We start from the raw sequence: 13471 nt of genomic DNA on the forward strand, positions 1-13471 counted from the left end.
GAGTTTTTATTTGAGAGAACATGGTTGGCTTAAATGTTTATATTGTCAATCGCAAAGATATGTTTTTAACGATTTTTATATGCTTATCAGAAATGAAAAACAGAAACTATAAAATAGCCAACAACAATATTAAAGCTTGTTATAAAAAACAGTGATATTGCTAAGGTGAGCAGATTTATAGCTGAATACTTCTGTTAATTTATTTTTACTTTTGTATAGTTCTCGTGCTGAACTAATGACTAGTTTTCTAAAGTTAACTCCTTTTTTATAAGAAATTAGCCCTCTTTTTATAAAAAGATGTCAGACTGTTTGCTATTGAGTGAAAAGTGCTTTAAGCCGTGATGTGAAATAGTAGCACAATTATTATTGGTCATTTTCTTAATTGTGTATTAGGTTTTATTCTCTGATCAGTTGCAAGCCTTATAGAATATCTACCAAATGTGTTGTTCAGAAGATTTATTGCTCTTGCAAAAAAAATCTGTATATAATAAAATGCGCTAATTGTGCTAAGTGGGGAAGGGAGCAATAAACAATTATAGAGCGTTGGTTTTCAAAGATCAACGAGACGCACTTTATAGAACAAAGAGCGGAGGCTTAAGCCTTCTATTTTTCAATTTACGTAAAGACACAACATATCCTTCAGATTTGAGGAAGGTATGGAGTAGATCATTGGTATATTTAGGATATATTATTCCTGGATTAAGTCGAAGCGTGAGGAATTTACTATATTGAATGCCGTTCTTTATGAGGCGCTGGACTGTGAACAGGAAGTGCTCAAAAGGGTATTAGTATTTATCTAGAGAATTTTTCAGGAAAAAATTTCATGAGACAGGATATGTTTTAAGAGGTATCTGTGTGCGAATAGAAACATGTTGGATAGAGTAAAGAGTCTGGAAAGAACTTTTAAAATTTGTTTGATACAGATAACAGTTAAAATTTAAATGAGGGTGAAGAAGAATAAACTATGAAAGTTTGCAACTACAAAACAAGAGATAGAGACTATTTGTTCAAAATATGAACAAAAAAATAAGTAGGATAGTATAAAATATTTTTTATGAGAAAGTTTTTAACTTATTAAAAATACGATGAAATTGAATAGGTCTCATGGAGATTTCAAATACGTTAGCAGTTTCTATGAATCTGATGAACTGTTACAGTCAAGGATGGTTATTTGCAATCTATCCCAAGGGATTTTATGAACAATAATTATAAATTTTGCAATAATCTAGAAAATTTGAAAATATAATCACATACCTATAGCGAAGTATCGGCGATAATAGCTGTGAGATAATTGCATTGCAAGTGGGTGTACTCGTGCTTGTGTTATAAAAAAGACTGGGGCGATTTAATTTATTTAATTGGGAGGAGCGGAGAAAAATAAATTGAATAAACATAGAAAAGATAGAAGTACATGATGTATCAACTAATGGTAGAAAGAGGTCTGCACGTTGGTGTACAGAAAAAAAATTACTAGAAGAGTTATTAAGAATAATGGGGGATTATAATGTCTAATATTTATGATTGGTCGCTAAAGGCTGATGAAAATGCTAATTCAGATAATATCATTAATTGGGCTGAAGGTCAGCTACCTAGTTCTGTAAATGATAGTGCACGGGCGATGATGCAACGTGTGCGTGAATATCTTGCGGATAGTGGTGGTTCTATTGATTCAAATTTTATGGTGAATGCAGAAGATAAAAAGACATTAATCACGTTGAAGACAGTTTCACCTATAAAGAAATACAAAAATGATATTATCATACGTTTTAAAGCCTGTGGTGTGAACATTGGTACTACGACAATAACTGTTAATAGTATAGGAGAGAAGCAAATCTATAAAGCCACTGATACAGGTGTTATACCATTAGAAGGCGGAGAACTACAAACGAATGGTATTTATGAAATAGTGTATAATGGCAATGTTCCAATGGAAGATCATGATGGTTGGTATTTATTAAATCCGACACCTCTTCCGCTACCAAAGGTAGAAACTTTTCCCTGCGGATTTATTGCGACATTTGCTATGCAAGAAGTGCCAAATGGCTGGCTTTTATGTGATGGTGCGACTTATGAACGAAAAGATTATCCACGATTGTTCAAGGCAATAGGCGATAAATGGGGAAAAGAGAGCGATACAACTTTTAAAGTTCCAGACTTTAGAGGCATATTTTTACGTGGCTTTGATGATGGTCGCGGCTTAGATACAGATAGACAATTTGCAGATGAACAGCACGATAGCATTAAATCCCATACACATATTTGTACTATTGAAGAGGCAGGTGAGCATAAGCACACATTTCAGTATTTTGGAGTTGGTTGGAATTCTGGTGACATTGGCAGAAGGAACCCCTTTTATTGCCGTGAATCTAGTGCAGATACCACACAATCAGCTGGCGCGCACACACATAAGGTAACTCTTTCCTCAACAGGAGAGGTAGAAACACGACCTGTTAATGCAACAGTTGTTTATGCTATAAAATCATAATATTTGGGGATAATTAATAATCTATCGACTATCTACGATATCATTGACGCGGAGCAAGTCCGCGTTGTTTTTTATGCAAGTAATAAGAAGATTAACCTGTGGTTAATAAGATATTGAAGATCGGTAAAAACGCTCTTTAAGCGATCAAAAAACAATTTCAAAGACCTTATAGAGCCGAGTACATCGATTATTACAAGAAAAAGCGAATTGTAAATTACTTTTTCTTCATAAGTATATGATTTGGTAAAAAAATACGTAAAGGTTGTTAAAAAATTAGTTTTTCAGCAGTTTGGAATATACCTCTTCGGAATGCGTTTTTGAGAGTATACGAAATTAGGACATTGTTTAACGCGGGATAAAAGAACACCATATTGTAATGTCTTGCATTTCTTGAAGAACAGCACACTATTGTGCTGCTAATCGCAGTTATAAAAAATTTCTCACTATACTCTCAATTCCATCTCTTAGTGCTGTCCGAGAAGGGTATAATGCAAGGTTTTTGAACAGAACCATTCTTAGTACTTATAAAATGCCAGATCAACACTATTATTATAATTTTTTTCCTATGTTACAATTATTCTTTCATTCTATCGGTTCATAAGAGATCTGTATTGGTTCATTTTTAAATGTGTTTTATCCACATACCAATGTTTTTTGTGATGTACCAATTTTTTTCATTATAAAAAGGGAGAAAAATAAGAGAATATGATTATATGCATTGTTCTCATTCAAGAGAGGAGACGATAAATTATAAGGGTAAATGAATATCTTTTTTGTTTACAACAACATATAAAGCTCATGGTTTTATGGAGAAACAACATTATAAAGTTATAATAATGTGCTATCGATTAAAAAGAGATACGAGATTTCTATCAAATATTTAGTGAAACAACAACAATGACAAACCTGTCTTTATAACTGCATCATTATAGTGGTATTCGTTTGTATCTCTTATGTTATTTCTTGTAAAAAATCAGAGTGGTAGAAATAGCAAGATAATTCTTATGTATGTTATAAAAAAAGACGTGATGACACAACAAGCTATAAAATGTTTTTATCAAGTAAAGTCTTGAAAGCTCTTTAGCAGACACGTTTTTTTTCCAAAATATTTTTAGAAGCGTACGGTACCCTTTCAAAAATAACACAGCCAAATGTACCGAAAAGAGTTTATTTAAAAACAAAACCATTTTTAAGCGCATCTTTGCATTTCATTTTATTATGCATTTTAACTTTTTGATTTAAGTAAATAAGTTTTTTGAAAAACACGCTATATCATGAACAGGAAGCTGTTTGAGGCAGTATGAACGGAACATCTGCTTTAGGTAATTCAGAAACGATTAAAGCGCAGTGATAAACATCACGTAGGTTTTGCGTTGTCAAAACGGCAGAGGCACTTCCTTTGCAATAAATTTCTCCTTGTTTTAACAATATCATTTTATCTGCGTAATGTGAGGCGAGATTGAGATCATGGAGGACAGCAAGAACGCCACCACCACAACGGGCAAAATTTTTAGCAATATCCATCACAATAAGCTGATGTTGAATATCCAGGCTAGCAATAGGTTCATCTAATATCATCCAACGAGAAACTCCATTATACACCGGCTCCCAAACTTGGCAAAGAATACGAGCAAGTTGGACTCTAGCTTGTTCACCACCTGATAATTGATGATAATATCGGTCACCATAGTTAGTAAGTCCGACGCGTTCTAAAGCTTTTTGGATAAGATTTTGCAATTCTGTTTTTGCAATGGTAAATTGGTTTACAGAAAGACCAAGTTTTACAACCTCATGAACTAAGAATGGAAATGCTAGCATTGTTGATTGTGGTAGTACAGCACGCATCTTTGCCATTTCGTAAGTTTTTGTTTGGCTAACATCATGACCATTTAAGGTCATTTTCCCACTATAAGGAATTTCTCCACTCAGTGCTTTGATGAAAGTACTTTTTCCAGATCCGTTTGGGCCAATAATGATTGTAAGAGCACCACTTTTAGCTTGAAGAGAGATATGGTTGAGAATCTGTTTTTTTCCGCATTGAACACAAATATTACTGGCCTCAATCATAAAAATTTGTTCCTCTTTTGCATATAAGGATCCACAGAAAAAAAGGTGCACCAAAAAGTGCTGTAACAATTCCAATTGGCAATTCTGCAGGGGAAACAATTAAGCGTGCAAACGTATCAGCAAAAATCAGTAGTGCTGCCCCTAAAAGGGCAGAATAAGGAATAAGATAATGATGGTCAGGACCAATCAATTGACGCAAAATATGTGGAACAACAATACCAATAAAACCAATGCCACCACTAACGGCAACTGCGCTACCACACATTAAGGCAACAAGGAAAATAGCAATCTTTTTAATTTGTTGAATATGGAAACCAATATGACCCGCAACGGTTTCTCCAAGAGCAAAAGCATTAAGCGCTTGCGATAAAAGGGGCGAAAAAAGAAGACCAATAGATATAAAAGGTAGAATAAGCCAAATTTTGGACCACGTGGCTCCCGCAAGAGAACCAAGACTCCAAAAAGTAATATCACGTAATTGTTGGTCATTTGCGATAAAAATTAATATTCCAACAACAGCACTGCTTAAAGCTCCAAGAGCGATACCCGCGAGAAGCATTATTGCAATAGAGGTAAAACTATGATGCGTTGCTATTGTGTAAAGAATAATTGTTGATAGAAGGCCACCCAAAAAGGCACCTATGATAACATTGTAAAGCTCTAAAAAAGGAGCTAAAGAAGCAGGGAAGGCAATACCAACAACAATTGCTAGAACAGCACCAAGACCAGCACCTGCTGATACACCTACAATTCCAGGATCTGCAAGAGGGTTGCGGAAAAGCCCTTGCATGAGAACACCAGAGACAGCTAATGATGAACCAACCAATAATCCTAAGATAATACGGGGAAGCCTAATATCGATAAGCACGAGATAATCACGCGTTCTACTACTCACTGAAAAGTTTTGTGTAAGCATTACATAAAGAAAATCAAAAAGAGAGACGTTTGAAGCACCATACAAAAGTCCACCCAAAATACTTAAAATAAGGATTATGATGAGACTTAAAAATACAATCTTTCTCAAAATTGCATAGTTTACTTTTTTATTCTCTTTTATTTCAGGTGCATGCACTCCATATGTATTATTTACCATTTAATTTCTATCAGCTCTTACCATTTTGTTTTTCACCATAAAGTATATTAATAAGTTCTCTCGATGCGTCTGCAGTACGTGGACCAAATCCTAAAAGATACATAGCATCCATCTGTTTAATAGCATGATTTTTTGCAGCATTTGTTGCTTGAACTGCTGGTATAGCTAAAATCTTTTCAAGGTTAGTAGATTTCCCATCATGCTTTACAAGTAAAATAACATCCGGGTTTGATTTCAATAACGCTTCACTATTTAGTAATTTGTACCCTTTGTAATCAGTGATGGCGTTGATACCACCTGAAAGCTTTATCATACCATCGGCAGCTGTATCTATTCCAGACGCCATAACACGGTCATTTTGTACGGATAGAACAAAAAGAACACGTTTTTGTTTTGTTACTTTTGATAAAAGTGCGTCATTGTCTACAAAATCACGGCTTACTTTTTCAATTAATGCAGCTGCTTGTGCTTCACGGTGAATGGCTTTACCAACAATGCGAATCTTTTCTATAACACTTTCACGAGAATAGTTTTCTGGTACGATCACTATAGGAATAGAAGTTTTTTTAAGAATATCAATTGTTGAAGCAGGACCACTTCCTTCAACAAGTAAAATGCCTTCAGGAGCAAGTGATAAAACGCCTTCAGGTGACAGAGCACGCATATATCCAAGTACAGGTAGTTTGAGTGCTTCTTGCGGATAAACGCTTGTACTATCACGAGCTACAAGTTGATCTTGAGCTCCTAATGCATAAACGATTTCTGTAAGAGAACCACCAATAGAAACGATTCGTGCATTTTCAGAAAAATGTGTTGTAGGTTCAGCGATTGCTAGTTGAGAAAAACTAGGAAGAAAAAGTAGTATAAAAACAAAAAAAATACCTGATAGTCTACACAAAAAAAGTGTAACCATGGTTCGACCTTACCTTTCTATGCACTCACTGCTTCTTGACATGGAGAAAGATTTCGCAATAATAAGCGCCAATCTTCACGTTCTTTTTGACCTTCCTTTCGCATACCAAAGAATTGAACAATCATTTCACCATTTTTATCGAAAACTTCAAGTGAACTTACATAACCATCACTAATAGGTTTGCGGACATGCCATACGCTTTCTATACCGGAAATGAGTAAATGCAGGTCAAATTTTGAATCAAGAACATTTAGCCACGGACCTGTCTGCTTAATATTTTTTACTTGTCCGCTAAAAATTTGAAGACATCCTCTGTTACCAACAAAGCACATAATAGGTATTTCCTGCTCTGCGACTTTCTTAAGCATCATTTCAACGGCTTCTATTTTTAATTCATTGGCAAATTCACGACCAACATATTTTACAGCATCATATCGATTAATTTGAAACTCAGAAATAATCTTATGGAGTTGGTGTACATCAGTTATTTTCCGCCAACGGTTGCGAAACTGTTCCACATCAAATTCTTTAGTATCAGGTTGAATTGGAATAGAAGCAGGAAGAATATTAAGAGCAGATGACTGATCTTCATGAAGCAATTTTTCAACAAGTTTACCCCATTCTTCCATATTCGTGGTATCTTTAGAATAGATTTTTAAGATAGCAACACCATATTGATCAAAGAATTGCAGACTTTTTGTAGGCTTTCCAAGAATAATTACGTCATGCTCAAAACCGAATTGCCATTGTTTTGAAAAAATACGCAAGTCGATTTCACCAAGTGTGATAGGGATATGCTGATTTTGAACAATTTTTCCAAAACTTCCTGTTATTTCGTGAACAGCATATTCATTACGAGTCAATGCCATTACTGTCCCAAGTCGAGGAGCATTTTCTAAGAGAGTAGTAACAGCAGCTTTTAGTCTTTTTGCTTTTCCAATTGTACAATAGGCAGCAAGAAGTTCTGCTTCAGATATACCAATAGAGACTGCAAAATCACGATCTCGCATCTCTTTTTTTTCTTCACGCAAACGAATAATCACCTCGGTTGTATACGACATACACTTTCCTTAATGTTACTTTCGAGAGTTAACCTTTAAAATTTTACAATTCCAAAAGAATAGGTTAAACCGTTCTCAACGAACGGTTCAATCCATCACCAAATAAACTCTTATTATCAACAGCAGAGCAACCAAAAACTGGTAAACCTGGAATAGTGAATGCTTTTTTTGCAAGTCTTTGTGATTAAAGAACAATGAGAGTAGAAACACAATAACTCATCCTTTTACCGATACAATTTCACATTGACCCAATGGTTAACAGAAATGACTAAAACTTTTGAACAAACGACACTTTCAAATTACGACCCGGCTGACTATAATAATCCTTTGGTATTGTATTATCAGCAGAAGGAAGATCTGATACATTCCAATATTTTTTATTGAAAAGGTTATAAATACCAGCTCTTATAACGGGTCCTTTTTCACCAAACGGTTTCCACCACCCTGATATATCGACAATTTTATATCCTGGAATTTTTTGGTAGTCAGATTCTTCAGCAACTTTGTCGCGTTTAGCTGCTAAAGTAAATATAGCATCCGTTCCCCAAGTTTCTTGCGTATATCCCAAACCGATAACCGCTTTCAAAGCTGGAATTGAATTAAGAGCTTCATTTTTGTCAAGATCTTTTCCTTGCGAATAAGAAAGGGAAAAATTACCATGGAACCCTCTATGAAGAGCTAAATGTACTTTTGCTTCAGCACCCAAAATACGGACGCGTGAACGATTTATATAATGTCGACGTGCGAATTTAAATTCTTCTGATGGGCCTTTATCTATGGTATCTATGAAGTTTTTGTATTGATTAGCAAAAACACTTAGCGAACCACCAAAATTTGCATTCCCATACCGTACACCAACATCATATCCATTGCTTGTTTCAGGCTTAAGATCGGGATTCCCTTTCACATAATAAAGAGATGGTTTGATATAAGAAAGGTAGAGTTCTGAAACACGTGGTACGCGAAAAGCTTGAGCCCATTGGGCATAAAATGTCATTTGATCATGAACATCCCATTCCATGCGTAATTTAGGAGAAAAACGTGAACCCTTTCTTTCGGAAGGTTGTTTATCAGAAATGAGAGCTTTTTCATAGGAGGACGTTTTTTGAGGAAAGTGTTTATACCAATCATAACGAATTCCAGATGTTATACGGAAACGGTTATCAGCTAAACTAATTTCATCTTCAAAACCAAAACCAAAACTGTAGCTATTCGTATCTGGTGAATCTGATTGATTAGCAGGTAAAAAGGCGCAAGCGTATACATTTTCCTTCAAATGACAATTGTCTTTACCAAACATATAATGGTGGAATTTAGATAATAAAATATTAGTAGCAAACTTTAATGTATGGCTTTCCAAACCAATATGTAGCGTTTTGAGAGCATAAGCATTAAAACCATAATTGGTATCACGCACTAAATTATCTCTCAAATAATCTCCTTTCGGTGCTTTAACACGAAACCCACTCATAATGTGATTATTTGACTGTTTTTGCCAATAAAGCTGTCCGCGAAACGCATCAAAAAGTGTATGTCCATTGCTGTTATAGTCGTAAGAAAGAGAAAAACGCTCACGGTGTTTAAGGTCTTGATCATAAACGGAACCCAGGGCATATCTTGTAGATGCATTCAATGAATGTGTGGTTCTATTATAGCCAAAACGTTCTGCTGTAAAACCAAGCCGGTGGTTATCATTAAAATATTGGTGAATTTTAAAAAGCAAATTATTCTGGTCAAATTGAGCGGGATTTTTACGTGTGCGTTCTTCATAACCATCTACGGTTCCCATATTTTTGCGCTCATGACCTTCTACATAAGATCCTTGGAAAAGAAAAAATGTTTGGTAATTACGTACAGCAAAAGCTTGATTTACACGCCAACTGTTATCCACAGAATGATAACTGCTTTTTATAAGACTTCCCCAATTCTTTCCGTCAGTAACAAGGTCTTCAGGGTTAAGAGTGCGCAAAGCAATAACGCCTCCTAGAGCACCAGATCCATAAAGACTAGAATCCGATCCTTGAATAATATCAAGCATGGAAAGTGCTTCAAAGTCAAACGTTGTGTTTCCACTGTTTCCCCGTACTATATCTGAAACCCATGGAAGAACAATGCCATCTATCGTTGTAAGAACACGGTCTGCGTCTAAACCACGAAGCACAAAACTGTTCTTATTTGTATTATAGGTTATAGATGGATCAAGACGATTAACATCATGAACATCACTTATTTGTTTGTTACTAATATCCTTAGCAGTGATACGATTAGTCAGAATGGTTGCTGAACTTGAAGCATCCTCTATTTTCTTTCCTTTAATGACAATCGGTTTAAGCTCAGTTACAGCATCTTTATTGCTGTTCTGCGCAAAAACAAATGAAGGTATACAGACTGACAACGCACTTAAAATTATATAGCTCTTATGGATATTTTCTCGTCTTATTCGCATAACACATCATAACCTTTTCTTAAAACGATCCCCTCTCTAGTTTGAAACTTTACATACAAGAACGCTCGACTCGTCGATGATAAATTAACCAGCCAAGCAAAGGCAATTTGTTTTCAGTACAAAACTATGGTGAAACCATATTAAACATGATAAAATCAGTCAAGAAAAAAGTTGCAATTTTAAAGTAGCCTGTTTTAATAAAGTTGAGCACCAATATTAAGTTTAGAATAGCAGCAAAAGAAACTATGATTTTTGCAAATATGAGACGATTATTAGCTCTTTGGGTTGGTGGGTTTATTTGTGCTTTCTCTTTGCATATAGCATTGGGAGCACAGTTTTACTTCTACAGTATTGGTGTAAGTAGTGGCACACTCTCATCCCCGATTATGCTGACTTTTTCTCAAGAGATTCTCTATCCGGATGTTGATATAAATTCGCCAGATATTGATACAGAATTATCCAATACTAGTACAGAGCTAGAAGTGTTTCAGCCTGATTTTTCAGGGCAAGAGGCAGAAATGTTAGAAGCAGTGGATGAGGTTAAACCAGAAGAGCTTCAGCATACTGTAAAAAAAGATGAGTTTGAGATTATCAAGTCTTTGGAAGAACCTTTACCACAAAAGGCAGAACATAAAGCGTTTGCCAAAGAAATGATACCGATATCAAAAACTATGGTAAAACAGTCTACTATAAAAATGGCGCGTCCATCTACCATCAGTCAAGGCGGTGATGCAGCAGCACGTGAAGATATGTTGTTAATAGAATGGTTGGCAAAGATACAGGCGCAATTAGAAAGGCAAAAAAAATATGTTGTGAAACAGCGTGTCAGTCGCACAAAAGGAACGGTAACGTTAGAATTTAAAGTGAGTAAGCAGGGGAGTATTTCTTCTAGCCGTGTTATGGTCTCTAGTGGTGATCCTAAACTTGATCGGTTAGCTATGGCAGCACTTCAACGTGCGGGCTCTTTTCCTCCCCCACCTCTATCAAAAGTCAACAAAATTATAAGAGTATCATTGATATTTAGCTGATTTTCAGGGGAAGTTGGTTAATTTTTCCATATCTTATGTTGATAATTGCTACAATATTGTGGTTTATGTATTGAAAAACAAGAATGAACGACTTTAAGATGGATCGAGTTCGTATTATTTTCATCGGCCAGCAAGAAGATCGGCTTGTATATCTGTTTTTCCAGTCAGTCTTGCTTTATAAACCCCATAATTTTCCATAACACGCATCACGTAATTACGTGTTTCTGTATAGGGAATACGTTCAATCCAGTCGATGACTTTATCCAGAGATTTCCCTCGAGGATCACCATAGCGTTTTATCCATTCATCAACACGGCGGGAACCTGCATTATAACCAATAAGAGTCAGTATATAGGATCCATTAAAACGTTCTAATTGTTCGTTTAGAAAATAGGCGCCTAATGTAGCGTTATAACTGGCATCACTGTTTAATTTTTTTGGTGACCATGTAATCGAATACTTTTTTGCAAGTGTTTTTGCTGTGGTAGGTAGTAATTGGAGTATGCCTTGTGCACCTGCTTTTGATATGGCTGTTGGATTAAATTCACTTTCTTGACGTGCAATGGCATAAACAAGCGCTTGTTTTGCACCAGAAACATTTACAGAGGTTGGTATAGCACCTACAGGATGGGAAAGTGCACCAACATTTTTACCTTGAAAAATAGCAGTTTTTCCGATTTTAAGGCTGGTATGATAGTCGCCTTTCTTTTCTGCCATCATAGCTAGAAGAGCTAACTCACCAGGACTTTCTATTTTTTTGCTGAGTTCTCTATAAAAAAATTTAGCTAAATTAGCGTAGCCGGCTGCTTCAAGGCGTTGAATTGCTTTAATGGCTTCTCGTTCTCTAAAACGTTGTCGTTCAGTGGCTGTTGGCTTTGGAAAAGAAATTTCGAGCTTTTTTTTGTTAAGTCGTGAAGCTGCTAATTGACCATAATAAGTTGCACCGAAATGCGCTGCACGATGAAAATAATTCTGAGCATTTTTATGTTCACCTAGAGTTTCTGCTGTTCGTCCCATCCAATAATATCCACGGGATGCAGAAAGAGGTGCAGAAGATAATTGGGGAATACGTGAAAAATGGTGCATTGCCAATTTGGGATTGTGAAGAAATCGGAGCGCATACCATCCTGCATGAAATTCAGCATCTACTGCTAATAACGATGCCATATCATTGTGCATAGTAACGAGTTGATAAGCATTTTTAGGTTTGTTTAAATCGATCATTTCTCGAGAAAGGGCACGTCGCTCTTTCCACAATGCATGAGGGTTCATAAGACGTAATACATCTTTTGATGTGCTCATCATGAGTGTTGCAGCTGCATCATATTGTCCAGTTCGTCTAAGATGGCGAATTTGAGCGAATTGTAAGAGAGGATCTTTTTGCCATGATCGCTCCACAGCACGTAATTTTTGCATGACTCTAGGATCATTATTTTCAACGGCCACAAAAGCGTTAAAAAGAGATTGAGCATGGGCTAATTTTGCAACGCGTTCAGCTGAATCGAAGTGATGAGCATAAAGCATGAATTGCATGCGTTTCAAATGATCGATAGGTTTTAAGGTAGTACTTGCATTTTTAAGAATAAGTTCTTCTTCTTTTGCATTGAGCTTTGCTTTATGCCACCATGGTGCAATGATCTGTCGAGCGCGGGCGATTTGTCCAGTTGCAATAAGTGCTTTAGCGAATAGAGCCATACCTTGTGCTGTTAAGGGGGGATGACGAGAAAATTTTTGAAGGATTACGTGTGTGAAATTGGTTTCATTGATAAAAGCACGTTCAGCATTACGTTGCATAATATCTATTCCTGGCCATCCTTTTAGCTCTTTGATTGCAATGAATATTTCAGAGCTTGGTATATTATCTTGGCTTGATATACCGATTGCCCATGTCAAAATATGTCGGTCAAGGCTATTCTTTTCCAGTGAATTACGAAGATTTATTGTTTTTGCAATATTGTTGTTTAAAAGTGCATCTAACCCAACTTTAAGTTGCTTGAGAGAAGAATTGCGATTGAGCGTAGAAGAACTGTGGGTTGTCGTATGAAACTGTTTAAGAAGTTTCTGAGTTTCTTTTTTTATGACAAAAGAAGTGGGGCGAGCCAAAGGAATTGGTACTTTACTGTGCAAAAGGAGTGTTTGTGCACATGCATTTGAAAATAAAATTGTTGTTGCCAATGTAAATACAGTAAAGGTTTGTACAAAAAAGAGAGCAGAAGATGCACGCATGAAAAAAACCTTGAGACCTAGTTTTGGAAAATACTCAAGAATTTTTAGAATAGAAGCATGAAAAACGGGTTAATGTAAGCTTGATATTTTAAAGACAATGTTCGGAATTGAAGGAGTATATGTTAAATTCTTGTGAGAGTTATTGTGAAATT

The 13471-nt window shown here is 35.8% G+C and carries 8 protein-coding genes; 2 read left to right on the forward strand and 6 right to left on the reverse strand.

The genetic code is table 11. The features are described from left to right. Positions 1–1504: 1504 nt before the first annotated feature. Entirely contained in the window at positions 1505–2485 is a 981-nt protein-coding gene (locus HWV54_RS05920) for a phage tail protein (protein ID WP_005865744.1), read from the forward strand. A 1272-nt stretch (positions 2486–3757) separates the two neighbouring features. On the opposite strand, the gene HWV54_RS05925 is transcribed toward HWV54_RS05920, so the two are convergent. The 5 genes from HWV54_RS05925 to HWV54_RS05945 all read right to left on the reverse strand — a co-directional run bounded on the left by HWV54_RS05925 (position 3758) and on the right by HWV54_RS05945 (position 10065). Further along, on the reverse strand, positions 3758–4552 hold the full coding sequence (locus tag HWV54_RS05925) for a heme ABC transporter ATP-binding protein (protein ID WP_005865743.1): 795 nt from the start codon (positions 4550–4552) through the stop codon (positions 3758–3760). Continuing rightward, positions 4545–5645, reverse strand: coding sequence for a FecCD family ABC transporter permease (locus HWV54_RS05930; protein ID WP_005865741.1), 1101 nt, complete (start codon positions 5643–5645; stop codon positions 4545–4547). Before HWV54_RS05930 ends, HWV54_RS05925 begins: the two co-directional genes overlap by 8 nt. A 10-nt stretch (positions 5646–5655) precedes the next feature. Further along, complete coding sequence (locus tag HWV54_RS05935; RefSeq protein WP_005865739.1) at positions 5656–6558, reverse strand: heme/hemin ABC transporter substrate-binding protein; 903 nt, start codon at positions 6556–6558, stop codon at positions 5656–5658. A gap of 17 nt (positions 6559–6575) precedes the next feature. Continuing rightward, the gene (locus HWV54_RS05940; RefSeq protein ID WP_005865737.1) at positions 6576–7619 is read right to left on the reverse strand and encodes a hemin-degrading factor; all 1044 of its coding nucleotides are present in this window, start codon (positions 7617–7619) and stop codon (positions 6576–6578) included. Between the two features lie 268 nt (positions 7620–7887). Beyond that, positions 7888–10065: a TonB-dependent hemoglobin/transferrin/lactoferrin family receptor gene (locus HWV54_RS05945; protein WP_005865735.1), complete on the reverse strand. Its 2178-nt coding sequence runs from the start codon at positions 10063–10065 to the stop codon at positions 7888–7890. Positions 10066–10310: 245 nt separating this feature from the next. On the opposite strand from HWV54_RS05945, the gene HWV54_RS05950 reads away from it, so the two are divergent. Further along, positions 10311–11093 (forward strand): energy transducer TonB family protein, encoded by a 783-nt coding sequence (locus HWV54_RS05950; RefSeq protein WP_005865733.1) that lies wholly within the window; start codon positions 10311–10313, stop codon positions 11091–11093. A 120-nt stretch (positions 11094–11213) separates the two neighbouring features. On the opposite strand, the gene HWV54_RS05955 is transcribed toward HWV54_RS05950, so the two are convergent. Further along, on the reverse strand, positions 11214–13319 hold the full coding sequence (locus tag HWV54_RS05955; protein WP_005865731.1) for a lytic transglycosylase domain-containing protein: 2106 nt from the start codon (positions 13317–13319) through the stop codon (positions 11214–11216). Between the last annotated feature and the right edge of the window lie 152 nt (positions 13320–13471).

The sequence above is a fragment of the Bartonella alsatica genome (genome assembly GCF_013388295.1).
In the GTDB taxonomy this organism is placed as follows: Bacteria; Pseudomonadota; Alphaproteobacteria; order Rhizobiales; family Rhizobiaceae; genus Bartonella; species Bartonella alsatica.